The sequence below is a fragment of the Streptomyces longispororuber genome (assembly GCF_024448165.1).
In the GTDB taxonomy this organism is placed as follows: Bacteria; Actinomycetota; Actinomycetes; order Streptomycetales; family Streptomycetaceae; genus Streptomyces; species Streptomyces longispororuber_A.
Window position 1 is genome coordinate 37,177 of sequence record NZ_JAMOLN010000039.1, and the last position, 20,606, is coordinate 57,782.

Here is a 20,606-nt window from a genome sequence, read left to right on the forward strand (position 1 = left end):
TGGTCGCTACATCTTTCGATGCCAGGGTTCACTATCGCAGTACGGCCGGGGACGTCGGGTACCGCCTGCTCAGGTTCCGGCGAGCAGCATGATCCCCATGGCGATCATCGTGGTGGCGACCAGGGCGTCGAGCACCCGCCAGGCGACCGGCCTGGCCAGGAAGCGGCCCAGCAGCCGGGCCCCGAAGCCGAGGGCGGCGAACCAGCACAGGCTGGCGAGCACCGCGCCGAGTCCGAAGGTCCAGCGGCTCGATCCGTGTCCGGCGGCGACGGAACCGAGCAGGAACACGGTGTCGAGGTAGACGTGCGGGTTGAGCCAGGTCATCGCCAGACAGGTGAGCACCGCGCGGCGCCGTGAGCCCGCCGCCTCGCCCTCCGCCCGCAGCGAGCCCGCCGGGTGCACGACGCGGCGGGCGGCGAGAACGCCGTAGCCGATCAGGAACGCGCCGCCGATCCAGCCGATCGCCGTGACCGCCCCCGGCCACGCCACCACCACGGCCCCGACGCCACCGACGCCGAGCGCGATCAGCAGCGCGTCCGAGAGGGCACAGATCCCGACCACGGCGAGGACCGCGTCGCGGCGGATCCCCTGCCGTAGCACGAACGCGTTCTGGGCTCCGATGGCGACGATGAGCGAGAGGCCGGTGCCGAATCCGGCGGCAGCGGCGGTGAGTGAAGCGGTCATGTCCTCGACGCTAAGCAGCGGATCACCGCGCGTACAGCTAAAGATTTTTACGTAGCATTAGCGCTCGTGATGATTCCTGAGCTCCCGCTCGATCAGGTGCGGACCCTGCTCGCGGTGGTCGACGAGGGCACGTTCGACGCGGCGGCGACCGCCCTGCACCTGACGCCGTCGGCGGTCAGCCAGCGGGTGAAGGCGCTGGAGCAGCGGACCGGACGGGTGCTGCTCGTACGCACCAAGCCGGTGCGGCCGACCGAGTCGGGCGAGGTCGTCGTGCGATTCGCCCGTCAGCTCGCGCGGCTGGAGCGGGACGCGTACGCCGAGCTCGGTCTGAGCGACGACGACGGCCCGACCCGGGTGGCGGTGGCGGTGAACGCCGACTCCCTGGCGACCTGGTTCCTGACTGCGCTCACCCGGGTGTCGGGCATCCCGCGGCTCCGCTTCGAGCTGCACCGCGAGGACGAGTCCCGCACGGCGGAACTGCTCAGGGAGGGCCTGGTGATGGCGGCGGTGACCTCGTCGCCCGAGCCGGTGACGGGCTGTTCGGTGCGGCTCCTGGGACGGATGCGCTACGTCGCCGCGGCGAGCCCCGAGTTCGTGGACCGGTACCTCGGCGGCCCGCTGCGGGACGCGCTCCCCGATGCCCCGGTGATGACGTTCGACCGCAGCGACGGCCACCAGGACGCGTTCGTGCGCGCACTGCTCGGCGGCCGGGGCGCGGCGAGCCCGGTGCGGCACGCGGTGCCCACGTCGGAGGGGTTCGTCGAGTCCGTCGCGCTCGGTCTCGGCTGGGGCATGGTGCCCGAGGCGCAGGCGGAACCGCTGCTGGCGCGGGGCCGGCTGGTCCAGCTGGCCCCGGACCGCCCGGTCGACCACCCGCTGTACTGGCAGCAGTGGAAGCTGGACTCCCCCGCGCTCGCCGCGGTCGCGGCGGCGGTGACCACCGCGGCGGCGCAAGCGCTGCGCGGCTAGGGCCCGTCTCCCAGATCCCTCCTGCCCCGCCCACCGGGTCGGCTACGCGCCCTCCTCCAACTCGGCCAGGGCGAGGAGCTGTTCGGGGGTGACGTCGGACGGGATCGGCTGCGGGGCCGGGGTGCGCAGCGGCGGTTGCCAGCCCGCCTCGGCGTCCCAGGTCCGGACGACCCGGGCCGGCGCCCCCGCCACGACGGCGTGGTCCGGCACGGCGCCGCGGACCACGGCGCCCGCCGCGACGACGACGTTCCGCCCGATCCGGGCGCCGGGCAGGATCACGGCGCCGGTGCCGATCCAGCAGCCCGACCCGATCGCCACCGGTTCCATCCGGGGCCACTGCTTGCCGATGGGCTCGTGCGGGTCGTCGTAGGAGTGATTGGTGGAGGTGATGTAGACGTACGGGCCCATGTAGACGTCGGAGCCGACGGTCACGGTCGTGTCGGCGATGACGTGGCTGCCGCGGCCGATGACGACGCCGTCCCCGATGGTCAGGATCGGCTCGGACCCCAGGTCCAGGTCGGGCATCAGCCCGGCGGTCAGCGTGACCTGCTCGCCGATGATGCAGTGCGCGCCGAGCCGGATCCACGGCTCCCCGAAGACGGTGCCCTGCGGGAACGCGAGTTTGGTGCCGTGCCCGATCGCGCCGAACCGGTGCCCGCCGGGCTGCTCGGCCGTGACCGCGCCCTTGCGCTGCGCCCAGCGCCAGCCCGCCTGCACGGCACGGTGGGCGAGCCCGCCCTTGACGGACGACCCGCGGGACGAGAACGCGTTCCAGGTCTTCGGCACGGCGCTACGTTACTCACCCGTACCGTCCGCCCCCACCTCGACGGCCTGTGATCTTCACCCCACAGGTACGGTTCGCTCAGGCGCGACGCAGGCACGACACACAGGGAGCGACACCCCCATGGGAAACACGGCCCACGAGGCACTCGTCACCGGCTTCGGCGGCAGGGAACCGAAGGTCGACGAGTCGGCGTTCACGGCGCCGACGTCCGCCCTGATCGGCGACGTCACCCTGCATCCCGGTGCGAGCGTCTGGTACGGCGCGGTGCTGCGCGCGGAGTTCGAGCCGATCGTGCTCGGCCCCGACAGCAACATCCAGGACAACTGCACCGTGCACGTCGACGCCGGTTTCCCGGTGACGATCGGCGAGCGCGTCTCGGTCGGCCACAACGCGGTCCTGCACGGCTGCACCGTGGAGGACGACTGCCTGATCGGCATGGGCGCGACGGTCCTCAACGGCGCGGTGATCGGCGCCGGTTCGCTGGTGGCGGCCCAGGCGCTGGTGCCGCAGGGCATGGTGGTCCCGCCGGGTTCCCTGGTCGCGGGCGTCCCGGCCAAGGTCAGGCGGGAACTGACGCAGGAGGAGCGCGAGGGCGTCACCCTCAACGGCACGGTCTACGTGGAGCTGGCCCAGGCCCACCGGGCCGAGTACCGGTAGGCGTCCCGCACGGCGAGCGGGCGGGAGCGGCCGGCGACCTCAGTCGGCCGCGACGGCCGGCTCCGGCTCGGCGGCCTCGTGCTCGGCGGCCATCTTCGCCGCCCGCCGCTTCACGATCAGCATCGACGCGAGCCCGATCAGCACGGCGACCCCGAGGCCCACGTACGAGAACCGCTTCAGCCAGTCCTCGGCGACGACCCCGACGTAGTAGATGACGGCGGTCGTGCCGCCCGCCCACACCACGCCGCCCAGGAAGTTCGCGACGAGGAACTTCCAGTACGGCATGTGCAGAACACCGGCCAGCGGGCCGGCGAAGATGCGCAGCAGGGCGATGAAGCGGCCGAAGAAGACGGCCCACATGCCCCACTTCTCGAAGGAGCGCTCGGCGGTCGCCACGTGGCTGGGACCGAAGTGCCGGGGGAACTTGCTCCCCAGTTTCGCCAGCAGCGGCCGGCCGCCCTTGCGGCCGATGGCGTACCCGATGGAGTCGCCGATCACCGCGCCCGCGGTGGCGCAGACCCCGAGCACGAGCGGGTTCACGTCCCCGTGCTGCGAGGACAGCAGCGCGGCGGAGATCAGCACGATCTCGCCGGGCAGCGGGATGCCCAGGCTCTCCAGACCGATGACCCCGGCCACCAACGCGTAGATGGCGACCGCCGGAATCGTGTCGAGCCATTCCTGGACGTGCAACGCGGTCGCCTCCCGTACCCGAAAATCCGTGTGCCCGACGTGCGCTCCCCCTCTGAACACGCACGCCGGGCAGCCTACCTGCTCCCTATGACGCCACCGAGTCCCAGAAGGTGCATCGGTGTTCGGTGTGAACCGTCGTGGAGAGCGTGATCCCGCCCACGGAGGCAGTGCGCAGCGACAGCACCCGGCCCGGGTGCGTCCGCCCGTCGGGCATCGCGGGCGCACCCTGCGCCCGGGGTTCGCCGCCCCGGACGAAGGAGCCCCAGTACTGGACCATCCGGCGCGCCAGGACCCGCTGCTCCGCGTCGAGCGGGGTGGCGAGGCCGAAGTGCTTGAAGAGGTACTGCACCTCGTTGACGTGGGTGGCACCGAAGTCGAAGGTCCGGCCGGCCTCCCTGATCGACGCGAACGGCGGCGAGGTGCGGTCGGCGAACTCGTACGCGTAGACCGGCAGGCCGCTGCGGGCCAGTCGCTCGTCGAGGCGGAGTGCCGGGCAGGCCATCAGCTGGTCACCGGCCGCGGCGGCGTACGCGTGGGTGGGCGACGGGTAGCGGTCCACCGGGTACTCCCGCAGGGCCCGCGCCCCGGCCGCCGGCCCGAACGCGTCCGTCAGGGCCTTCGGGTAGCCGGCGGCCGTCAGCGGCCGGCCCTGTCCGTCGTACGCGCCGTACGCGAAGAGCCGGCCCTCGTCCTGGTTGGCGCCGTTGAGGACGGGGACGCGCGCGGAGCGGCCCGCGGCGATCGCGGCGGCCGGCTGCTCGGGCAGGAAGGCCCCGCCGACGACCGGCCCCCAGTCGAATCCGGCCTGCGCGTCGAGGACCTCCCTGGCCGGCTTGCGCCGCAGGCACGCCACGGCGTCCGGCCCGTCGCAGCCGAGCTTCCGGGCGAACGCGGCCCCGGCCGCGCGGGCCTCCCGGTGGGTGCGGGCCGCGCAGTCCCCGTACGCCCCCGACTCGATGATCCCGGTCCGGAACAGGCCGCGTGCGGTCGGCGAGGCGAGCTGGGTGCACACGGAGCGGCCGCCCGCGGACTCGCCGGCGACGGTGACGCGGGCCGGGTCGCCGCCGAACCGTGCGATGTTGCCGCGCACCCAGCGCAGCGCGGCCTGCTGGTCCTGGAGGCCGTAGTTGCCGGAGACGCCGTCGGACGCCGTGCCGTCGAGTCCGGCCGAGGCGAGGAAACCCAGCGCGCCGAGGCGGTAGTTGACCGTGACGACGACGGTGCCGGTGGTGCGGGCGAAGGTGTCGGGCACGATGTCGGCGCCGGCGCCCGCGGTGAGCCCGCCGCCGTGCAGCCACACCATGACGGGCCGTCCCGCGGAGCCGTCGGGTGCGTACACGTTGAGGTCGAGACAGTCCTCGGTGTAGGTCGGGTCCTCGTAGCCGGGGTCCCAACTCGCCGTCTGTACGCACCTGTTGCCGAAGCCGGTCGCATCGCGCACCCCGCTCCAGCGCTCAGTGGGCCGGGGTTCGCGCCAGCGCAGTTCACCGACGGGCGGCCGGGCGTAGGGGATGCCGAGGAACTGCCGCCCCTCGGCGGTGCGCTCACCCCGCACCCATCCGGTCGCCGTGTGCACCAGGGTGCCGCCGGGCTCCGCGGCCCGGGCGGCCGCCACCGGGACGAGCCCGGCGGCCACGGTCACCAGGGCGGCGACCAGCGTGCGCATGCGGTGGCTTCGCATGTCAGTGACCACTCCTTCGTTCGACACGTGAACGCGCTGTGCGAGAAAGCGGACTTGACTCCCCGTCAGGCGATGGAGGGCCGAGCGGGAAACTACGTCCGGCGTTGACTCGTGTCAATGGAGTGCACGAGAAGGGCGGGCACCTTCGTGGCCCTCGCCGATCTCCTCGTGGGCAGACCGGCCGTCAGATCCCCCACGCCAGGAAGGCCACGACCCCGATGCCGCCCACGACCGCGACCCACGGCCGCCCCAGCCGCACACCCAGGTAGAACAGCGTGAAGACGAGGCCGATGTAGATCGTTCCCCAGTTCAGCGGGCGCACCAGGAACAGCACCACCCAGAGGAGCAGCACCCAGAACAGAGCCGGCAGCACAGCGACCACCTCCCCCGCCGGGCCCCTTCCCTCAGCAGGCCATGACCATCCCGGCCGACGTTCCCGACAGCCGGTCAGTCGCGACAAGAAGGTGCCCTGCGTCCACCTGACGCCGGCACCTTCCGTCCCTGGTCACACCCTCAGCTGTTGGGCCGCAACGTCCACACGACGGTCATCTCGCCGGTCACCGCGCCGTCTGCGCGCCGGATCTCGATGCCCACCGGGAATTCCGGCCGCTGCCCGGCGTCCAGCTCCGCTACGACGTCGGCGGCCGGGCGTCCCAGGGTCGCGGTCGCGGTGACCGCTCCCATCGCCAGCTTCTTGTAGGCGATCTCGGCGCTGACGGCCAGCGGCACCGCGCGGGAGAGCTGCTCCCCGAAGGCGGCGAGCACGATGGCGCCGCTCGCGGACTCGCCGAGCGTGAACATCGCTCCGGCGTGCGGTCCGCCCACGTGGTTGTGGTAGTCGGCCTGGTCGGGCAGCGCGACGACCGCCCGCTCCGGGGTGGTCTCGACGAAGTCGAGGTTCAGGGTGCGGGCCATCGGAACCGTGGCGGCGAGCATCTCGCCGATGGACATCTGATCTGCGCTCATGCCGCGCAGGTTACCCGCTAGTAGCATCCGGCGTCACCCCTTAGGGTGACTCCCCATGTGGCCAGGAGAGCAGGGTCCGGGGGACGGCACGCACCACCCGCGGACGACGCAGCCGAATCCGTACCCGCAGCCGGATCCGTACGGCGGGCAGCCGACGCCGCCCCCTCTCCCGCCCCGGCGCGCCGGCAACCGGACCGCCGTCCTCGCGGTCGTCGCGGCGGCCGTGGTCGTGGCGGCGTGCGTCACGGGCGTCGTGGTCGTGCGCGGCGGGGACGACGGCCCCGCGCCCGGCCCCACCGGCACCGCCGCACCGGCCACCTCCGCGGCCCCGACCGGCGATCCCCGGCGGGACGGCGGCGTCGCGGCCACGGTCGAGGGCTGGCGGGCGGTGGTCAACCCGAAGGCGAAGGTCGCCTTCGACGTGCCGCCCGAGTGGGCCCCGCAGTCGGAGGACTGGGTGACCTCGGTGGGCGACCCGGCGCACCCGGACGCCGAACTCCTCATCGCGATGCGGGCCCCCGCCTTCCTCCAGGAGAAGTGGTGCTCGGTCGACACCGACCAGGACGGCACCAAGGAGGACTCGCCGCTCGGCTTCGCCGGTACCCGGGGCGGCCAGGGCGCCAGGACCCCCGCGGCGGCGGCCCGGCGGGACGCCGCGGACTGGGTCTTCGGCGGCTACGCGCAGCGGCGCGACCAGGTCACCACCGGCACCGCCGAGTCCTTCACCACCGCGTCGGGCCTCTCCGGCACCCTCGTCTCCGCCGAGTCCCACGGCGTGGCCAGGAAGAACCGGTGCGCCACGGAGGGCAGGGCGACGACGTTCTCGTTCAAGAGCCCGGACGGCGACATCCTCTCGTGGAGCTTCGTCGGGGCGGCGGACGTGCGGGACGAGGTACCGGACGGGACGATCCGCCGGATTGCGGCCACGGTGCGGATGGTGGACGACGAGGCGTCCTGACGCTGCGGGGGCAACCGTTGCACGTCCGGTACAGGGCCGGGACGTCAGCGGCCCCACGACCCTCTATCGTTTACGGCCATGTGGCCAGGACAGCAGCCGCCCGGGGGCGAGCAGAACCCGCAGGACGCGAACAACCCGAATCATCCCAACAATCCGCCGACACCCAACCCGTACCAGCAGCCGGGGTACCAGCAGCCCAACCCCTATCAGCAGCCGGGGTACCAGCAGCCGAACCCGTACCAGCAGCAGCCGGGTTGGAACGCGCCGACGACACCGCTCGGCGCCCCGCAGCCGCCGAGCGGCGGTGGCGGGAACAGGACGAAGCTCGTCGCGATCGTCGCCGCGGTGGCCGTGGTGGTCGCGGCCGGGGTGACCGGTTTCCTGGTGCTCGGCGGGGACAAGGACGACGACGCGAAGGGCGGCGACGAGCCGAAGCCCAAGACGACGAAGTCCGCGACCCAGCAGCCGAGCCCGACCGCGTCCACGGACGACAACCCGCGCGGCGGTGACAACGCGGTCAAGCCGGTCGTCGAGGGCTGGCAGCCCGTGGTCAACACCAACTTCAAGACGGTCTTCGACGTCCCGCCGGGCTGGGAGGTCGACCCGGGCGGCGCCGACCAGAGCGTCGGCTTCGAGTACAAGTACAAGGGCGACAGCGGCCGGACCACCGTGACCGGACCCGCGTGGTTCAAGTCCAAGTGGTGCACCGAGGACGCGAACAAGGACGGCCGCCAGGAGGACACCGCGCTCGCGGGCGTCGGCACGCGCGGTGAGAACGGTGCGAAGACCGCCGCCCAGGCCGCCGAGAACCGGGTGCCGTGGTGGATCTACGGCGGGTACACGGAGCCGGACCTCAAGTCGGTCAAGCTGGGCAAGGCGAAGGACTTCACCAACGCCCAGGGCATCAAGGGCAGCCTGATCACCGCGCACTCCGAGAACAACCCCAAGAAGGGCAAGTGCGCCAGCGAGGGCAAGGCGACCGTGTTCGCCTTCCAGAACGCCGAGGGCGACTACGTCTCCTGGGACCTGTGGGCCGCGAAGGGCGTCAAGGGCGAGGTGTCCGACGAGACGATCCAGAAGATCGTCGACTCGGTCCGCTACTTCAAGGACCCCACCGCGTCCTGAGCCGCGGGTAATCGGTTTGGCAAATGGACGTGCGGCGGCGATAGTCCCTCAGTGACCTCCGCCGCCGCCCCGCCGTCCTTGCCGAAACGTTCGCGCCGCCGCCCCGCCTGGGCCGGGCGCAACTACACCCTGCTCGCCGTGTCCGCGTTCGTCACGACGCTCGGGGCGCACGGCGCGCTCATCGCGTCGGCGTTCGCGGTGCTCGACGCCGGCGGGGACGGCGGCGACGTCGGCCTGGTGGCCGCGGCGCGCACGCTGTTCCTGGTGGTCTTCCTGCTGGTGGGCGGCGCGGTGGCCGACCGGCTGCCGCGCCACCACGTGATGGTCGCGGCCAACGCCCTGAACTTCCTCTCGCAGGGCGCCTTCGCCCTGCTCGTCATCGCGGGCGAGCCGCAGCTGTGGCAGATGATGGCGCTGAGCGCGCTCGGCGGCACGGGCCAGGCGTTCTTCAATCCGGCGGCCGAGGGCATGCTGATGGCCTCCGTCTCGGGCGAGCAGGCCAGCCGCGCCTTCGCCCTGTTCCGGATGGGCATGTCGGGCGCGGCGGTGGGCGGTGCCGCGCTCGGCGGCGCGATGGTCGCCGCGATCGGGCCCGGCTGGGTGCTCGCGGTCGACGCGGCGGCGTTCGCGGTGGCGGGTGCGCTGCGGTGCTTCCTCAAGGTGGGCCACATCGCACCGCGCGAGGCGGGCGGCGGGCTGCTCGCCGACATGCGGGACGGCTGGCGCGAGTTCGTCGGGCGGCCCTGGCTGTGGACGATCGTCGCGCAGTTCTCGGTGGTCGTCGCGGTGGTGGGCGCCGCCGAGTCGGTGTTCGGGCCGCTGGTGGCGCGCGACGAGCTGGGCGGGGCCGGGCCGTGGGGGCTCGCGCTCGGCGCGTTCGGCGTGGGCACGATCCTCGGCGGGCTGCTGATGATGCGGTGGAAACCGCAGCGGCTGCTGTTCGCGGCGACCCTGTCGGTGTTCTCGCTGGCCCTGCCGTCGGCGGCGCTCGCTGTGCCGGTGCCGCTGGGCGTGCTGGTCGCCGTGATGTTCGTCAGCGGCGTCACCATCGAGATCTTCGGCGTCTCCTGGATCACAGCCCTGCACCAGGAGATCCCGGAGGAGAAGCTGTCCCGGGTCTCCGCCTACGACTGGTTCGGCTCGGTGGCCATGGTGCCGCTCGCCACGGCGCTCGCCGGCCCCGCGGAGTCCGCGTTCGGGCGGACCCCGGCGCTGTGGGGGTGCGCGGCGCTCGTCGTGCTCGCGACGTGCGCGGTGCTGTTCGTCCCCGACGTACGGAACCTGCGGCGGCGCGAGACCGTGAAGGTCGCGGGCTCGGCGGAGCCGTCGCCGGAGCCGGCGTCGGCCGCGCCGGTGGAGGTCACCCCACGCTGAACGAGCCGCCCGGCGGCTCCGGCGACGGCACCGCGGCGGCGTCCGTGACCGGCCGCGCGTCGCCGACGAAGCGGCGCAGCGCCGCCCCGTGCTCGACCCGGGCGGGGAACGCGTCGCGGGCGGTGCGCCGGGCCAGCTCGGTGACGTCGAGCGGCGTCTGCGAGGCGACCAGCACCGCGTTGCCGAACCGTCGGCCGCGCAGCACCGCGGGCTCGGCGACCAGCGCGACGTGCTCGAACACCGTCGAGAACGTGGCCAGTTGGGAGCGCAGGAAGGCGAAGGGCGCGCCGTCCGCGAGGTTCGCCGCGTAGGTGCCGCCGGGCCGCAGCACCCGGTCCGCCTCCCGCGCGTACGCCTCGGTCGTCAGGTGCGCCGGGACGCGTGAGCCGCCGAACACGTCGGCCACGAGCACGTCCACGGAGTCCGCGGGTGCGGTCTCCAGCCAGGCGCGGGCGTCCGCGCCGTGCACGTCGATGCCCGCCCCGTCCGGCAGCGGCAGGTGCTCGGTGACCAGGGCGAGCAGTCCCCGGTCCGCCTCGACGACGTCCTGCCGGGACCCGGGCCGGGTGACGGCGACGTACCGGGGCAGGGTCAGCGCGCCGCCGCCCAGGTGCAGCACGTCCAGCGGCCCGTCGTCCGCGCCGACGCAGTCCAGGACGTGCCCGAGGCGTCGCGCGTACTCGAACTCCAGGTGGGCGGGCTCGTCGAGGTCGACGTACGACTGGGGCGCCCCGTCCACCGTCAGCAGCCAGGCCCGCCGCCGGTCCACGTCGGGCATCAGTTTGGCGGTGCCGTGGTCGACGGCACGGGTGACGGGTATCGGCTCGGGATCGGGTGCGTTCACCCACCCATTGTGCCGGGACGCCCGCCCCTCACCCCCAGGTCCTGGCCACCGCCGCGACGTGGGCCGCCGCCTGTTCGCGGCCGGCGCGGGCGGCGGGGGCCCGGTGGCGGGGGTCGAGGCTGTTGTTGCCGAAGGCGCGGCGGGCCGCGCGGTCCGGGGTGATGAGGGTGACGCGGGTGCCGGCGTCGGCGAGCCGGGCGGCCTGGGTGCGGGCCGCGTGCAGGACGCCGCCGCCCGCCGCGATGGGCGCGACGACCACCACCCGCTCGTGCCCCTCGGCGAGCTGTGCGTTGGCCGGCGAGCGGGTGCCGCCGTCGATCCAGCGGGCGCCGTCGAGCGTCACCGGCGGCCAGACCCCGGGCACCGCGCAGCTCGCCGCGACGGCGTCGACGAGACCGGCCCCGCAGGTGCCGTCGAAGACCCGGAACTCCCCGGTGTGCGCCTGCACGGCGGTGACCAGGAGCCGGCGGTCGGGCCAGTCGTGGGACAGGAGCCGGCCCGCGATCACCGCGCGGCGGGCCGCCTCGTCGGGGGTGCGGGCGGCCAGGGCCATCCGGCCGAGCTTGCGCCCGTACGACTCGATGGTCCGCGACGACAGCGCGGCGCGGGCGTACCTGAACGTCGCGCTCGCCCCGAAGTCTCCGGTCAGCTCCTTCGTCGGGGCGGCGAGCTGACGTTCGTAGAGGGAGAGCGGGGTCAGCCGTCCCGAGGTGAGCTGGGCGCCCACGACCGCCCCGGCCGACGTGCCGATGACGGTGTCGGCGTCCCACAGGTCGGTGCCCGCCTCGGCGAGGCCGTGCAGGATCCCGGAGATCCAGCCGATGCCGGCGAGCCCGCCGCCCCCGAGTACGAGTGCCCTGCCCGCCACCGCGACCTCCGCCTGCTCCGCCCCGACCGTCGTGTCCGCGGTCAGTGTGACGCACCGGCGTGCGGCCGGGACCCCGGGGTCCCGGCCGCACGGTCGTTCACTCGACCGACGTCACGGTGCCCGCGCCGACGGTCCGTCCGCCCTCGCGGATCGCGAAGCCGAGACCGGACTCCAGCGGCACGTCACGGCCCAGCTCGACCGTCATGGCGACGGTGTCGCCGGGCCGGGCGACGGCCACCTCGCCCAGGTCGACGTCCCCGACGACGTCCGCGGTGCGCAGGTAGAACTGCGGGCGGTAGCCGGTGGCGACCGGCGTGGTCCTGCCGCCCTCCTTCGCCGACAGGACGTACACCTGTGCGGTGAACCGCCGCGCCGGCCGCAGGCTGCCCGGCTCGGCGACGACGTGCCCGCGTCGCACCGCGTCCCGCGGCACCCCGCGCAGCAGCAGCGCCACGTTGTCACCGGCCTGCGCCTCCTCCATCGGCTTGCCGAAGGTCTCGACGCCGGTGACGACGGTCTCCCCTTCCTTGAGGGACTCGGCGCCGTACACCCGCACCCGGTCGCCGACCCGCACGCGCCCGCGCTCGACGGCGCCGGTGACGACGGTGCCCCGCCCGCTGATCGTCATCACGTTCTCGATCGACAGCAGGAACGGCGCGTCCACGTACCGCTCGGGCATCGGCACGTACGTGTCGACCGCGTCGAGCAACGCCTCGATGGACGCCGTCCACCGCGGGTCGCCCTCCAGGGCCCTGAGCCCGGAGACCCGTACGACCGGTACGGAGTCGCCACCGTACCCGTGGGCGGAGAGCAGCTCGCGCACCTCCAGCTCGACGAGGTCGGTGACTTCTTCGTCCCCGGCGTCCGCCTTGTTGATCGCGACGACGATGTGGTCGACCCCCACCTGCCGCGCGAGCAGCACGTGCTCGGCGGTCTGCGGCATGATCCCGTCGAGCGCGGACACGACGAGGATCGCCCCGTCGAGCTGGGCGGCACCGGTGACCATGTTCTTGACGTAGTCGGCGTGGCCCGGCATGTCGACGTGCGCGTAGTGCCGGGTGTCGGTCTCGTACTCGACGTGCGCGATGTTGATGGTGATGCCGCGCTGCGCCTCCTCCGGCGCCTTGTCGATGCGGTCGAAGGGCACGAAGGTGCCCGCGCCGCGGTCGGCGAGGACCTTGGTGATGGCGGCGGTCAGGGTGGTCTTGCCGTGGTCGACGTGGCCCATGGTGCCGATGTTCAGGTGCGGCTTGGTGCGCACGTATGCCGTCTTGGGCATGGCTGGGTGGTCCCTTTCCGGAACAACTGAAAGAACTTCAGAAGAGAAGTGAGGGCCTCCAGGCGGGAGGCGGGGACCCCTGAATCCGGCCGACCCTCCCCCTGCGGGGTCCGCCGGATTGTCCGGAGAGGGTCAGCGTCGCGCGCCGTCAGCGGCTGCTGCGAGCAGAGCTGTGCGGAAACCGGCAGCCTGAGCCGCGTCCGCGACTGCGGACGGAGCTGCGAGGAAGGCGTACCGGAACATGAGGCAGATCATCGCCGACCTGGCGCCGGGCGTCGAATGGTTTTCCGCGCCCCGCGGGGCAGTTGACCGGCAGGTCAGGGGCCGACGTTCTTCAGGGCTTCCCGTACCGAGAGCGGGGCGAGGACGTCCCGGTGCGCGGCGACGAAGGACCGCACCGCGTCGGGGTCGGTCTTGGCGTACTCGCGCAGCGCCCAGCCGATCGCCTTCCTGATGAAGAAGTCCGGATGCCCGGCCTGCCGCAGGCAGTACGCGAAGAGCCGCTCCGCGTCGGTGGCGTCCTTGTACCGGAGCTGGTGCAGCAGCGCGGTCCTGGCCACCCACAGGTCCGGGTCGTCGATCCAGGCGTCCATGGCGGCGAGGAGCTTCGGGTCGGCGGAGACGAGCCCGCCCACGACGTGCGCGGCGAGCAGGTCGACGGTGTCCCACCACGGCACGGTCGTCACGAGCCGGCGGGCGACGGGCAGGAAGCCGGACGACAGGCGCCGCACGTGGCGGCGCAGGTAGTCCACGGCGAAGTAGGCGTACTCGCGCTCGGGCAGCGCCCAGCAGCGCAGCGCGACGGCGGTGAGATCGGTCTCGTCCGGGCGGGGCGTGCCGTCGAGGACGGTCCGGGACAGTTCCCTGCGGACGGGCGAGGTGAGGCCGAGGAAGGGCGCGACGTCCTTCATGTAGGCGCGTATCTGCGCGGCGCGCTCGGCGTCGGCGGCGGCCCCGTAGACGGCGGGCAGCCGGGCGAGAAGCGTGTCGGCGAGCTCGCTGGGTGGCGGTGCGGTGACGGGCACGTGACCCTCCCTGGACCGATCGGGAACAGCGGGAGAAGTGAGACACAACCTACGGCGATCTTACGTATGTGTCGGTTACTCTCCCCGGATGTTCGAGACCGTCCCCGCCCGTCCCGCCGGGCTCGCCGCGCGCTGCACCAGGGTGCTGCTGTCCCCCTGGTCACGGCTGTCGCTCCTGGTGGTGCTGCTGGCGGCGGGCGCGACGGGCGTGCTGCTCTTCGAGCCGCAGCGGCTGCTCGCGGACGGCTGGCCGCCGCAGGTGGGCGGTGCGGCGGCGGTCGTGCTGTTCGCGGTGGCGTACGGGCTGTGCACGGTGGCGTTCGTGCCGCGCCCGCTGCTGAACCTCGCGGCGGGTGCCCTGTTCGGCTCGCAGCTCGGGCTGCTGGGCGCGATCGGCGGGACGGTGGTCGGGGCGGGCGTCTCCTTCGGGCTCGGCCGGCTCCTCGGCCAGGACGCGCTGCGTCCGCTGCTGCGCGGGCGGTGGCTGAAGGCGGCGGACGGCCAGCTCAGCCGGCACGGCTTCCGCTCGATGCTGGCGGCCCGCCTCTTCCCCGGCGTCCCGTTCTGGGCGGCGAACTACTGCGCGGCGGTCTCCCGGATGGGCTGGCTGCCCTTCCTCCTGGCCACGGCGCTCGGCTCGATCCCGAACACGGCGGCGTACGTGGTGGCGGGCGCCCGCGCGTCGACGCCGACGTCCCCGGCGTTCCTGATCGCGATGGGCTTCATCGCGGTGACGGGTCTGGCGGGGGTCCTGGTCGCCTGGTTCAAGCGCCACACGTTCCGCGGCGACGCCTGAACCCGGTCGGGCGTCCCTGCCTCAGAGCGCTTCCAGCACCGTGGCGTTGGCCAGTCCCCCGGCCTCGCACATGGTCTGCAGTCCGAACCGCGCCCCGCGTGCCCGCATGGCGTGCACCAGTGTCGTCATCAGCCGGGTCCCGCTCGCGCCCAGCGGATGCCCGAGGGCGATCGCCCCGCCGTGCACGTTGAGCCGGTCCGGATCCGCCCCGGTCTCCTGCAGCCAGGCCAGGACGACCGCGGCGAACGCCTCGTTGACCTCGAACAGGTCGATGTCCGCGAGGCCGAGCCCCGCCTTCCCGAGCACCTTCTCGGTCGCCGGGATCACCCCGGTCAGCATGAGCAGCGGATCGGATCCGGTCACGGCGAAGGAGTGCAGCCGGGCGAGCGGCCGCAGGCCCAGCCGGGCCGCGTGCTCGCTGGTCGTGATGAGCACGGCGGATGCCCCGTCGTTGACGGGACTCGCGTTCCCCGCCGTCACGTTCCACTCGATCTGCGGGAACCGCTCCGCGAACCCGGGGTCGTAGTACGCGGACTTGAGACCGCCCAGCACCTCCACCGAGGTCCCCGGCCGCACCGACTCGTCCCGCGTCACCCCCTCCAGCGGCGCGACCTCCGCGTCGAAGAGCCCGCCGTCCCACGCGGCGGCGGCCCTGCGGTGCGACTCCGCGGCGTAGGTGTCCATCTGCTCGCGCGACAGGGACCACTTCGCGGCGATGAGTTCGGCGCTGATGCCCTGCGGGACCAGACCCTCGGGGTAGCGCTCGGTGATGCCGGGGCCGAACGGGTCGGCCCCGGCGGGCACGTTGGACCACATCGGCACCCGGCTCATGGACTCGACGCCGCAGGCGACGGCCATGTCGTACGCGCCGGACAGGACGCCCTGCGCGGCGAAGTGCACGGCCTGCTGGGACGAGCCGCACTGCCGGTCGACCGTGGTGGCGGGCACCGACTCCGGGAAACCGGCGGACAGGACGGCGTAGCGGGTGGTGTTCATGGCCTGCTCGCCGACCTGGTCGACGGTGCCGCCGATGACGTCGTCGACGAGCGCGGGATCGATCCCGGCCCGGTCGACGAGGGTGCGCAGGGTGTGGGCGAGGAGTTGGACGGGGTGGGTGCCGGACAGGGCGCCGACGCCCGGCCGGCCCTTTCCGACGGGGGTGCGTACGGCTTCGACGATGACGGCGTCACGCATGGCGCTGGCCTCCGTGGCGGATGGGGTTACGCACGAGTAGGAATTTCCAACTCACCATAGCTCTGCGCGTTGGAAAAACAAACCCACCCGGGAACGGGCCTCTACACTGGGCGCATGCCCGCTGCAGCCAAGGACCCCCGCCCCTGCTCGATCGCCGACACCCTGGCCGTCGTCGGGGAGAAGCACTCCCTGCTCGTGCTGCGCGAGGTCTGCCTGGGCAACGGCCGCTTCGACCGGCTCGTGCGCAACATCGGGGCCCCCCGCGACGTCCTGGCCACACGCCTCAAGCGCCTGGTCGAGGCGGGCGTGCTGGAGAAGGTGGCGTACCAGGAGCGGCCGCAGCGCTTCGAGTACCGGCCGACGACGGCGGGCCTCGAACTGGAGCCGGTCCTGATGACGCTGATGGCCTGGGGCGACCGCCATCTGCGCGACGGCGACCGCCCCATGGTGATCGAGCACCGCTGCGGGCACGACCTGGTGCCCGCGGTGACCTGCGCGGCCTGCGGCGAGGCGGTGCGCCACGAGGACCTCAAGGCGCACCCCCAGGCCCCGGGCTGGACGACGTCGGGGCCGGACGCCGGGTAGCACCGGTCAGTCGAGCCGGTACACGTCCAGCCGACCGCACATCCCGAACTTGCCGTACGCGGACGGGACTTCGGACCGCACGGCCGCTTCCGCGAGATGCCCGGCGTCACCCGCCGCGAGCCGGTCGAGCTGCTGCCCGGTCGCGGCGGCGGCCGCGGCGGCGCCCCGCTCCCAGCGCGTGCGCCAGGCGTCCAGCCGGTGCCTGACCAGCGCGGCCGCCGCCTCGTGGAAGGCGGCCAGCTCCTTCGGTTCCTCGCGCAGCCGCAGGTATCCCTCGACGGCGAGGTCGCGCCGGGCCCGCGCGAACCGTTCCTGCTCGGCCTCGGGGGCGTCGGCGGGAATGGTGGTCGCGGCCGCGTAGGTGTCCGGGTCGGTCAGGTACGCGGGCGGCAGCGTGAGCACGGCGTCGCCCGCCTCCGGGAGCCCGCTGTTCTGCATCAGGACGACGATGCGCAGGCCCCCGCCCTCGTTCACGAGACGGTGGATCGTGCCCGGGGTGAACCAGGCGACGGTACCGGCCGCGAGCGGCGTCTGCTCGAACCCGGAGGCGGTGAGCGTCTGCACGGCGCCGCGCCCCGCCGTGACGACGTACCCCTCGCTGCACGTCAGGTGCAGGTGCGGGGTGCCGCCGCAGAGCCCGTCGGCGGCCGGCCAGTCGTACACGGCGAGGTGCGAGACGGCGACGCCGCCCGGCAGCCCTTCGTAGGGCACGGCCGGGGTCACCACGGGTGCTCCGCCAGGTACTTGGCTATCTCGTCCCGCTCCCAGGCGCCGTCGGCGACGACGACGCGGTAGCGGCGGGTGAGGGTGTCCCCCGGCGCCAGGACGAGCTCGTCGTGGAAGGCGAAGGAGGGTGCCACGGCGGCGAACGGGTCGTTGCGCACGAACCAGTGGGCGGGGTGGGCGCCGCGCTCCCCCGCGTGGTCGTTCTCCGGGGCGTGCTCGAAGACGAGCGTGGCGTGTCCGTCACTGCCGTCGTGCTCGCCGCTGTACGCGAGCCAGGGCGCCTGCGCACCCATGACCTGCGGCCCCTCGGCGTCCGCGGTCTGGATGCGGCCGTCGCGGAAGGCGCGCGGGCCGCGCCAGAACAGCCCCGTGTAGCCCGCCAGTTCGCGGCCGTGCGTGGTCGGGCTGCCGAACCGGAGCGGCTCCGCGCGGCGGTTGGTGACGGCGCTGGTCCAGGTCAGCGTCCAGGTCCCGGCGGCCGGGTCGACGTCGCGCACCTCGACGCGGCGCTCCTCCTCGGCCCACAGCTCGCCGTCGTGCGGATGCCAGGTGAGCCGCTCGGCGATGACGAGGTTTCCGTCCCCGTCGGCCCGGACCTCGTCGAAGGCGACGTGCGCCATGGACCCGACGCGCTCGGGCAGCCGGAGGTACCCCTCGCCGTGCACATAGCTGTTGCCGCCCCACAGGTTCTGCCCCGACAGGTGCGAGGCGGTCATCTGCAGGCCTTTGTGCCAGCGGTGGTCGTTGGGCCGGTAGTCGGTGACGGCGGCGCCGCTCAGCGTCCTGACCGGGTGCAGGTACGGCTTCGGTGCCTCCCACGCCGCCTCGGGCCGGTAGACGTACGCGAACAGGTCGACGCCGGTGGTGGGTTCGGTGACCGTGATCCGGTCGCCGTGGGCATGGACGACGCGCAGACCTTCACTCATGGGGTGCCTCCTGGGTGGGCGCCCAGCCGGGGGCGCCGCCGTGCAGGGCGGTGTAGTACGGGTCGCCGGGGCCGATCTCGCCGGAGCGGACGGTGACGTCGGTGAACGCCGACTTGTAGAGCGCGGAGATCAGCTCCAGGCTGGTGCGGCCGTCGGGTCCGCTGCTGCGCGGCCGCTCGCCCGCCCGCATCGAGGCGACGAGCTCGCGCAGCTGGGCGAGGTGGGAGCTGGGCACGTCGGGCCCGAAGTCCCGCCAGGACGCGGCGAGTTCCTCGGGCACGTCCCGCGCGGGCGTCACGGTCCAGTCGGCGTTCCCGTACCCGTACAGATGGGTCAGTTCGAGGGTCGCGCGCTCGCAGTCGATGCGGATCCGGCTGACCTCGTCCGGGCTGAGGACGCTGTTGACGACGGTGGCCATGGTGCCGCTCTCGAACCGGACGAGCGCGGTCGACACGTCCTCGGTCTCGACGTCGTGCACGAGCCGCCCGGCCATCGCCCGCACCTCGCTCCACGGCCCGAGGATGTCGAGCAGCAGATCCATCTGGTGGATGCCGTGTCCCATGGCGGGTCCGCCGCCCTCCGTGGCCCAACGCCCGCGCCACGGCACGGAGTAGTACGCGGTGTCCCGGTGCCAGGTGGTCTGGCAGTGGGCGACGAGCGGCCGCCCGACCTCGCCCTTCGCCAGCAGCTCGCGCACGTGCCGGGCGCCGGACCCGAACCGGTGCTGGAACACGATGGCGGCGTACGGCCCGCCCTCGGCCCCCTCCGCGGCCTCGACCGCGTCGAACTCCTCGAGGGACGGCGTCGGCGGCTTCTCGCACCACACCCAGGCCCCGGACTCCAGGGCGGCGACGCTCTGTTCGCGGTGCAGGGTCGGGGGCGTGCAGATGGTCACGAGGTCCGGGCGCTGCTCGTCGAGCATGCGCGCGAGATCGGTGTACGGGTGCGGGATGCCGCCGTCGGTGCAGAACCGGCGGACGGCCTCGTCGTCGATGTCGACGGCGGCGACGACCTCCAGCTCCCCCTCCTCGGCGAGCTGCCGGAGGGCGGGCAGATGACTGCCGCGGGCGATGCCGCCGGTACCGACGACGGCGGCCTTGAGACGGTGGGTACGGGGTCCGGAGCGATCCGGTGCGGGTGTGCTGCGCATGGGCGCGATCAACACTCCATCGGGGTGCGGTGACGGTGCCTGGTCAAGGGGCGCCCGGTATAGCAAGCGCTTTCCCTCGTGGTCGACGCTATGCGGGTGGGGCGACGGGGGTCAACAGTGCGTCACCGCCTCCGTCAGGGGTTTTCCGCCGGGCGGCCGGGTGTGCGTCCGGCCCGGTCCGCCGGGGCGGGACCGGCGTCACCCGCCCGCAACCCCCGTCCCAACGCCAGCGTCACTCCCACCGACACGGCGGCCAGCAGGGTCATCGCCGTTGCCGGGGACCGGAGTTGGGCGAGGGCGCCGGCCAGGAGCGCTCCGACGCCCTGGGTCGTCAGCATCCCCGCCGTGTGCAGGCCCAGCGCGTGCCCGCCGAGTTCGTCGGGGGTGAGGGCCACGAGGCGTTCCTGGAGGAGGAGGCTCGCCGAGTAGCCGACCGAGGCGAGGGTGACGGCGACGACGGCCGTCGGCAGGGCGGGGTCGACGGCGAAGACCAGGTAGGGCGCGGCGAGCAGCAGGCGCAGCGGGGCGCCCAGGCGCGGGCGCCAACGCGGCGGCAGGAAGCGGCCCGTGAGGGTGTCCCCGGCGAGCATGCCGAGGGCGGCGGCCGCGAGGAGGAGGCCCGCGTGCCGGGGGTCGTACGGCAGGAAGAGCGCCTCGCAGCCGACGATCAGGCCGTTCGGCACCCACAGGGCGAGGTAGACGTAGCGGCGCGGGACCGACGACCAGAGCCGTCTGTTGCCGCGCATCGTCTCGGACAGGGAGGGGCGTCCGGTCGACCGGGCCGGGCGGTGGGCCAGGCCGGTCCGTGCGACCAGCGCCGACGCCGCGTACAGGCCGCAGGCGACGAGGAGGGTGCCGCGCGGGGACAGTGCGGTGACCAGCACGCCGCCCACCGCGAAACCGAGGATCTGGCACAGTCCCGTGCTCATGTTGAGGACGGAACGGCCCAGCAGATAGCCGTCCTTGTGGAGGAGGTCGGTGAGCAGTCCGTAGCGGACGCCGCCGCCGAGCGCCGCGGGAACACCCTGGAGAAGGACGAGCGCGAGCGCGGCCGCCGTGGGGAGACCGGGCACCGCCTGCACGGCCGTGGCGAGGGCGAGGAAGAGGGAGAGCCCGGCGAGCGCGGCGCGCGGCGGCAGCCGGTCCGCCGCCGACAGCAGGGTGAGCGCGCCGACGACCTGGGCGAGCGACGGCCCGAACATGGCCAGCGCGGAGAGCAGCGGGGAACCGGTCGCCGCGTAGACGAGGGAGCCGAGGGCGAGGCCCGCGACGGTCTGGGCGGCGACCTGGAGCGAGCAGGCGGTGAAGAAGGGCGGGTACTCCCG

At 73.6% G+C, this 20,606-nt stretch carries 22 protein-coding genes; 7 read left to right on the forward strand and 15 right to left on the reverse strand.

Annotation, left to right across the window (positions count from 1 at the left end; genetic code table 11):
• Positions 1–69: 69 nt before the first annotated feature.
• Entirely contained in the window at positions 70–684 is a 615-nt protein-coding gene (locus tag M4J07_RS14025) for a LysE/ArgO family amino acid transporter (protein WP_255971628.1), read from the reverse strand.
• A gap of 69 nt (positions 685–753) precedes the next feature.
• Here M4J07_RS14025 and M4J07_RS14030 point away from each other — a divergent pair, with 69 nt between their 5' ends.
• Positions 754–1,653: a LysR family transcriptional regulator ArgP gene (locus M4J07_RS14030; RefSeq protein ID WP_255971658.1), complete on the forward strand. Its 900-nt coding sequence runs from the start codon at positions 754–756 to the stop codon at positions 1,651–1,653.
• A gap of 42 nt (positions 1,654–1,695) precedes the next feature.
• Here M4J07_RS14030 and M4J07_RS14035 read toward each other — a convergent pair whose 3' ends face one another.
• Complete coding sequence (locus tag M4J07_RS14035; RefSeq protein WP_255971630.1) at positions 1,696–2,439, reverse strand: acyltransferase; 744 nt, start codon at positions 2,437–2,439, stop codon at positions 1,696–1,698.
• 118 nt (positions 2,440–2,557) lie between these two features.
• Here M4J07_RS14035 and M4J07_RS14040 point away from each other — a divergent pair, with 118 nt between their 5' ends.
• A complete protein-coding gene (locus M4J07_RS14040) occupies positions 2,558–3,094 on the forward strand; it encodes a gamma carbonic anhydrase family protein (RefSeq protein ID WP_255971632.1) in 537 nt (178 codons plus the stop codon).
• A 39-nt stretch (positions 3,095–3,133) separates the two neighbouring features.
• Here M4J07_RS14040 and M4J07_RS14045 read toward each other — a convergent pair whose 3' ends face one another.
• From M4J07_RS14045 to M4J07_RS14060, 4 genes are all read right to left on the reverse strand, one after another.
• Positions 3,134–3,784: a DedA family protein gene (locus tag M4J07_RS14045; RefSeq protein WP_255971635.1), complete on the reverse strand. Its 651-nt coding sequence runs from the start codon at positions 3,782–3,784 to the stop codon at positions 3,134–3,136.
• An 85-nt stretch (positions 3,785–3,869) separates the two neighbouring features.
• Positions 3,870–5,465, reverse strand: coding sequence for a carboxylesterase/lipase family protein (locus M4J07_RS14050; RefSeq protein ID WP_255971637.1), 1,596 nt, complete (start codon positions 5,463–5,465; stop codon positions 3,870–3,872).
• Positions 5,466–5,649: 184 nt separating this feature from the next.
• Positions 5,650–5,838 carry a hypothetical protein gene (locus M4J07_RS14055; RefSeq protein ID WP_255971639.1) on the reverse strand — a complete coding sequence of 63 codons (189 nt, stop codon included), beginning with the start codon at positions 5,836–5,838 and terminating at the stop codon, positions 5,650–5,652.
• A 140-nt stretch (positions 5,839–5,978) separates the two neighbouring features.
• Positions 5,979–6,416, reverse strand: coding sequence for a DUF4442 domain-containing protein (locus M4J07_RS14060; RefSeq protein ID WP_255971659.1), 438 nt, complete (start codon positions 6,414–6,416; stop codon positions 5,979–5,981).
• Positions 6,417–6,486: 70 nt separating this feature from the next.
• On the opposite strand from M4J07_RS14060, the gene M4J07_RS14065 reads away from it, so the two are divergent.
• The 3 genes from M4J07_RS14065 to M4J07_RS14075 all read left to right on the forward strand — a co-directional run bounded on the left by M4J07_RS14065 (position 6,487) and on the right by M4J07_RS14075 (position 9,888).
• Positions 6,487–7,389, forward strand: a complete 903-nt coding sequence (locus M4J07_RS14065; protein WP_255971641.1) for a hypothetical protein — start codon at positions 6,487–6,489, stop codon at positions 7,387–7,389.
• Positions 7,390–7,467: 78 nt separating this feature from the next.
• Positions 7,468–8,514, forward strand: coding sequence for a hypothetical protein (locus M4J07_RS14070; RefSeq protein ID WP_255971643.1), 1,047 nt, complete (start codon positions 7,468–7,470; stop codon positions 8,512–8,514).
• 51 nt (positions 8,515–8,565) lie between these two features.
• Positions 8,566–9,888, forward strand: a complete 1,323-nt coding sequence (locus tag M4J07_RS14075) for an MFS transporter (RefSeq protein ID WP_255971645.1) — start codon at positions 8,566–8,568, stop codon at positions 9,886–9,888.
• Here M4J07_RS14075 and M4J07_RS14080 read toward each other — a convergent pair.
• The 4 genes from M4J07_RS14080 to M4J07_RS14095 all read right to left on the reverse strand — a co-directional run bounded on the left by M4J07_RS14080 (position 9,875) and on the right by M4J07_RS14095 (position 13,904).
• Entirely contained in the window at positions 9,875–10,666 is a 792-nt protein-coding gene (locus M4J07_RS14080; RefSeq protein ID WP_255971660.1) for a spermidine synthase, read from the reverse strand. The two genes, M4J07_RS14075 and M4J07_RS14080, sit on opposite strands and share 14 nt — an antisense overlap.
• A gap of 94 nt (positions 10,667–10,760) precedes the next feature.
• A complete protein-coding gene (locus M4J07_RS14085) occupies positions 10,761–11,600 on the reverse strand; it encodes a patatin-like phospholipase family protein (protein WP_255971647.1) in 840 nt (279 codons plus the stop codon).
• 97 nt (positions 11,601–11,697) lie between these two features.
• Positions 11,698–12,879: an elongation factor Tu gene (gene tuf / locus M4J07_RS14090; RefSeq protein WP_255971648.1), complete on the reverse strand. Its 1,182-nt coding sequence runs from the start codon at positions 12,877–12,879 to the stop codon at positions 11,698–11,700.
• A gap of 317 nt (positions 12,880–13,196) precedes the next feature.
• Positions 13,197–13,904 (reverse strand): DNA alkylation repair protein, encoded by a 708-nt coding sequence (locus M4J07_RS14095; protein WP_255971649.1) that lies wholly within the window; start codon positions 13,902–13,904, stop codon positions 13,197–13,199.
• 88 nt (positions 13,905–13,992) lie between these two features.
• Here M4J07_RS14095 and M4J07_RS14100 point away from each other — a divergent pair, with 88 nt between their 5' ends.
• Complete coding sequence (locus M4J07_RS14100) at positions 13,993–14,700, forward strand: TVP38/TMEM64 family protein (RefSeq protein ID WP_255971650.1); 708 nt, start codon at positions 13,993–13,995, stop codon at positions 14,698–14,700.
• A 21-nt stretch (positions 14,701–14,721) separates the two neighbouring features.
• On the opposite strand, the gene M4J07_RS14105 is transcribed toward M4J07_RS14100, so the two are convergent.
• On the reverse strand, positions 14,722–15,894 hold the full coding sequence (locus M4J07_RS14105) for a thiolase family protein (protein WP_255971651.1): 1,173 nt from the start codon (positions 15,892–15,894) through the stop codon (positions 14,722–14,724).
• 114 nt (positions 15,895–16,008) lie between these two features.
• Here M4J07_RS14105 and M4J07_RS14110 point away from each other — a divergent pair, with 114 nt between their 5' ends.
• Complete coding sequence (locus M4J07_RS14110; RefSeq protein ID WP_255971652.1) at positions 16,009–16,479, forward strand: winged helix-turn-helix transcriptional regulator; 471 nt, start codon at positions 16,009–16,011, stop codon at positions 16,477–16,479.
• Positions 16,480–16,485: 6 nt separating this feature from the next.
• On the opposite strand, the gene M4J07_RS14115 is transcribed toward M4J07_RS14110, so the two are convergent.
• From M4J07_RS14115 to M4J07_RS14130, 4 genes are all read right to left on the reverse strand, one after another.
• Entirely contained in the window at positions 16,486–17,205 is a 720-nt protein-coding gene (locus tag M4J07_RS14115) for a cupin domain-containing protein (RefSeq protein ID WP_255971653.1), read from the reverse strand.
• Positions 17,199–18,131 (reverse strand): DUF6807 domain-containing protein, encoded by a 933-nt coding sequence (locus tag M4J07_RS14120; protein WP_255971654.1) that lies wholly within the window; start codon positions 18,129–18,131, stop codon positions 17,199–17,201. The genes M4J07_RS14115 and M4J07_RS14120 overlap by 7 nt, the downstream gene beginning before the upstream one ends.
• Complete coding sequence (locus tag M4J07_RS14125; protein ID WP_255971655.1) at positions 18,124–19,281, reverse strand: Gfo/Idh/MocA family protein; 1,158 nt, start codon at positions 19,279–19,281, stop codon at positions 18,124–18,126. Before M4J07_RS14125 ends, M4J07_RS14120 begins: the two co-directional genes overlap by 8 nt.
• A gap of 134 nt (positions 19,282–19,415) precedes the next feature.
• On the reverse strand, positions 19,416–20,606 hold a 1,191-nt coding region (locus tag M4J07_RS14130; RefSeq protein WP_255971656.1), incomplete at its 5' end, for an MFS transporter.

What these genes read in the sequence shown, in the direction of transcription:
- M4J07_RS14060 (WP_255971659.1), bottom strand. Translation starts at nt 6,416, where the DNA reads ATGTCCATCGGCGAGATGCTCGCCGCCACGGTTCCGATGGCCCGCACC.
- M4J07_RS14120 (WP_255971654.1), bottom strand. Translation starts at nt 18,131, where the DNA reads ATGAGTGAAGGTCTGCGCGTCGTCCATGCCCACGGCGACCGGATCACG.
- tuf (WP_255971648.1), bottom strand. Translation starts at nt 12,879, where the DNA reads ATGCCCAAGACGGCATACGTGCGCACCAAGCCGCACCTGAACATCGGC.
- M4J07_RS14110 (WP_255971652.1), top strand. Translation starts at nt 16,009, where the DNA reads ATGCCCGCTGCAGCCAAGGACCCCCGCCCCTGCTCGATCGCCGACACC.
- M4J07_RS14100 (WP_255971650.1), top strand. Translation starts at nt 13,993, where the DNA reads ATGTTCGAGACCGTCCCCGCCCGTCCCGCCGGGCTCGCCGCGCGCTGC.
- M4J07_RS14030 (WP_255971658.1), top strand. Translation starts at nt 754, where the DNA reads ATGATTCCTGAGCTCCCGCTCGATCAGGTGCGGACCCTGCTCGCGGTG.
- M4J07_RS14040 (WP_255971632.1), top strand. Translation starts at nt 2,558, where the DNA reads ATGGGAAACACGGCCCACGAGGCACTCGTCACCGGCTTCGGCGGCAGG.
- M4J07_RS14050 (WP_255971637.1), bottom strand. Translation starts at nt 5,465, where the DNA reads ATGCGAAGCCACCGCATGCGCACGCTGGTCGCCGCCCTGGTGACCGTG.
- M4J07_RS14065 (WP_255971641.1), top strand. Translation starts at nt 6,487, where the DNA reads ATGTGGCCAGGAGAGCAGGGTCCGGGGGACGGCACGCACCACCCGCGG.
- M4J07_RS14025 (WP_255971628.1), bottom strand. Translation starts at nt 684, where the DNA reads ATGACCGCTTCACTCACCGCCGCTGCCGCCGGATTCGGCACCGGCCTC.
- M4J07_RS14105 (WP_255971651.1), bottom strand. Translation starts at nt 15,894, where the DNA reads ATGCGTGACGCCGTCATCGTCGAAGCCGTACGCACCCCCGTCGGAAAG.
- M4J07_RS14125 (WP_255971655.1), bottom strand. Translation starts at nt 19,281, where the DNA reads ATGCGCAGCACACCCGCACCGGATCGCTCCGGACCCCGTACCCACCGT.
- M4J07_RS14080 (WP_255971660.1), bottom strand. Translation starts at nt 10,666, where the DNA reads ATGCCCGACGTGGACCGGCGGCGGGCCTGGCTGCTGACGGTGGACGGG.
- M4J07_RS14070 (WP_255971643.1), top strand. Translation starts at nt 7,468, where the DNA reads ATGTGGCCAGGACAGCAGCCGCCCGGGGGCGAGCAGAACCCGCAGGAC.